The 3,106-nt window shown below is 59.7% G+C and carries 4 protein-coding genes; 1 reads left to right on the top strand and 3 read right to left on the bottom strand.

What is annotated here, in order from left to right:
* The coding region (locus tag OC184_RS19680) for an RrF2 family transcriptional regulator (protein WP_322630233.1) at nt 1–488 on the top strand (488 nt) is incomplete at its 5' end.
* 300 nt (nt 489–788) lie between these two features.
* Here the strand turns inward: OC184_RS19680 and OC184_RS19685 are convergent.
* From OC184_RS19685 to OC184_RS19695, 3 genes are all read right to left on the bottom strand, one after another.
* A complete protein-coding gene (locus OC184_RS19685; RefSeq protein WP_265508876.1) occupies nt 789–1,703 on the bottom strand; it encodes a DMT family transporter in 915 nt (304 codons plus the stop codon).
* A gap of 147 nt (nt 1,704–1,850) precedes the next feature.
* Nucleotides 1,851–2,186 carry a DMT family transporter gene (locus OC184_RS19690; protein WP_265508878.1) on the bottom strand — a complete coding sequence of 112 codons (336 nt, stop codon included), beginning with the start codon at nt 2,184–2,186 and terminating at the stop codon, nt 1,851–1,853.
* Between the two features lie 199 nt (nt 2,187–2,385).
* Nucleotides 2,386–2,592 carry a cold-shock protein gene (locus OC184_RS19695; RefSeq protein ID WP_265508880.1) on the bottom strand — a complete coding sequence of 69 codons (207 nt, stop codon included), beginning with the start codon at nt 2,590–2,592 and terminating at the stop codon, nt 2,386–2,388.
* Between the last annotated feature and the right edge of the window lie 514 nt (nt 2,593–3,106).

Genomic DNA, 3,106 nt, shown 5'->3' on the forward strand with positions numbered 1-3,106 from the left:
TCCTAAACATGCATTATCAATGCATCTATAACCTCCTATACATGCAGATGGAATACCTGTATTGTGGAAAAATGAAGTTGACCCGCTACACCGACTACGCGCTGCGCGCGCTGATCTATCTTGCCGCCAATGACGGCGGGCTGGCTTCGATCCGCCAGATCGCCGATGCGCATGGGATCTCCCAGAACCACCTGATGAAAATCGTTCAGGACCTGGGGAGCGCCGGCTTCGTCAAGACTGTCAGGGGGCGCCATGGCGGACTGCAGCTGGCCCGGCCGGCGGCCGAGATCACCATTGGTCAGGTCGTCAGGCACACCGAGGACGACGGCGCGATGGTCGACTGCAGCACCTGCCGCATTGCCGAAGGGTGCGGCCTGCCGACCGTCTTCGCCGAAGCCAGAGAGGCCTTCCTGACGGTCCTCGACAGGTGCCGCCTGTCGGACGTGGCACGCAGGCCGGACGCGTTCCGGCACCTCTTCGCGGTCTGAAGACGCAGCCGAGGCCGGAGCGATATCAGTCACAGCTCTTCAATCTGCCCGCCGTTTTAGACGCATTGGGCACTTCGCGTGCAGCTGAATGCCCAAAGGTAGTGTCCACCGGAACAGGTAGCAGAAACCAGAAAGACGCGGATATGTGGTGCTCTCCGTTCGGGCCGACAGACGCCCAGCAGCCGGAACGGAGGCAGCGGATGACCAGCACCGCCGAACAGATGCGACAGTTCTAGGGGCAAATCTTGCTCAGCCACGGCTTCGAGGCATTTCTCATGCTCGCAGGCCTCTTGCCCACGGTCATGGTGGCTTCGTAGATTGCGATGCTCGCCGGAGCCATGTTCCTGCCCCTGCAACTCGATCCTGTCGCGCGGCAGGCCCATGAAGTTTTGCTCGGCTGTCTCGGCGTTCGGCCAGAACTGCCTGAAAATTCGACAGCAGGATAATCGCTCCACCAAGGAACACCCAAAGGTCAATCGCCTCGCCGTATGCGTAGTAGCCGACCACCGCGGCCATCGGCACGCGCAGAAAATCGATGGGGATGACGACGGATGCTTCCAGCCGCTTAAGCGCCTGCGCTTGGCAGAAGTGCGCGCTCAGCGCACCGATGCCTGCAAGCAGCATCCAGGGCACGGCGCTAAAGTGAACCGGCTGCCAATCCGTCAGGGAGGCCAGGAAACCCAGGGGCAGCTGAATCAGCATCATCCACACCACGATCGCGCCGGGCGAGCAATGACGCGTAAGATTTTTCACCATGATCAGCGACAGGCCGTATCCAGCCGCCGCCAGAAGAACCAGGCCAGCCGCAGGATCGACCATACCGATACCCGGACGTACGATCACGAGGACACCGAGAAAGCCACCAGCTGTCGCGAGAAGTCGTGGCCGACTGATCCGTTCACGCAGGATGAGCCAGGCAAACAGCGTCACCCAGATCGGCATCGTGAATTCAAGCGCGAAGACCGAGGCCAGGGGCAGCAGCACCACACCGATCGTCCAGAAGTACTGCGCGGTGAAATGCACGACATTGCGCGCAACATGCAGCGGGACCTTCTGCATCTGGCGGATCTCGGGCAACAGCGATCTTGCCACCAGCAGGATCACGACAAAGCCCACCAGTGCGCGAAAAAACAACACCTGCCGGATCGACATTGTCGCGGCCATCTCGCGCGACCCGACGGACATGCCGATGAAAGACATCATGCTCAGCGCCATCCATAGGAGGCCCTGGCTGAAGGACGAACCCGCCAAAGCAGGCATTCGCATTGTGTTCCGCATCACAGGGTCCTTGAAGAGGTTTGACTGCCAATGCCTGCACCACGAACTGCCAATGACTTCTTTCTGCCCAAAGCACTCATCGCCTTAGTGCCCGAGGGACTTGGAGAAGACATTGATGATGACCACACCGATGAGGATAAATGCGAGGCCAAGCATCGCGGGAAGGTCGAGCGCTTCTTGATACCAAACCCATGCGATGGCGGAGATGAGCACGATGCCCATGCCTGACCAGATTGCATAGACGATTCCTGTCGGCATCACCCGCATCGGAGACGAAAGAAACCAGAATGCGGCGGCGTAACCAATGACGGCGATGATGCTTGGAGCCAGCCTCGTGAAGCTGGCGGATTTTGCCAGCGCCGTTGTCGCGATGACTTCAGCAATGATCGCCAGAAGAAGAAGTGCGTAATGCTTGGTCATCCATGACCCTCGCCCGAGTTTTGAGGCAGACATGCTGGATGGCAGCAATGTCTGCAACGTGCGCATAGCGCCCGAAGAAGCCCGCTGGTTCTGCGGTTTCCCTGCGCCTCCGAAGCCCTGTGGTCGCTGAAAACTGGCGTTCGATCTGAACCACGAACTGCAAAGGGCTGGGTCATCCGACCGGCCCTTTGCAGTTGGTTCAAGCGAGCCGAAGGTCGGTCGCATTGGGCTTTCCGTTGCGCCCTGTCTCAACTTCGAACGATACGGCGGCGCCATCGTTCAGCGTCTGCAGCCCGGCCTGCTGCACGGCCGTGATGTGCACAAAGACGTCGGGGCCGCCGCTCTCCTGTTCAATGAAGCCGTAGCCCTTGTCCGCGTTGAACCACTTCACCGTACCTCTGGCCATGCGTCTCTCCTTTGATGATCAGGTGCAGGAAGTGATGGGGACGATCGGGTGGCTGAGCAAGCGTAATGTAACGGCTTTCGCCGACAGGAGCGGACCCGCGCATATTGCTTCGCTCATTGAGAACCCACGCGGTGTGCCGGCTTTCCAGTTCTGGCGCGGGCGTCGCGATTAGGCTTCGTTAACTACAAACCTGCTTCTTGTTCGCGTTTTCGACTCAGGTGCGCCAAGGTCGGTGAAGATCAAACTCTCGTCGGACGAGACATCGTCGGTGTTCCGAAGGGACCGCGCTCAGCCGTCCCGCGGTGTTCTGGTCCGATCTGCCGACGGAACACGTCGGCGGGGATTGCCGGTCCTTTTGGGAGGAGGGGCCGGCAGTTCAACTTCAGGTCGGGACTAGCTGTCACATCCCGCGTGATTATACGGCCGCTTCTTGAAGATGTCCGGCCTTTGCCTTTGCCAGTCCTTGAGCGCGTTGATGGGCGTTTGCCCCTTCAACACTGATTGGGGGAGTTGG

The organism is Paracoccus rhizosphaerae, assembly GCF_026162645.1.
GTDB classification, from domain to species: domain Bacteria; phylum Pseudomonadota; class Alphaproteobacteria; order Rhodobacterales; family Rhodobacteraceae; genus Paracoccus; species Paracoccus rhizosphaerae.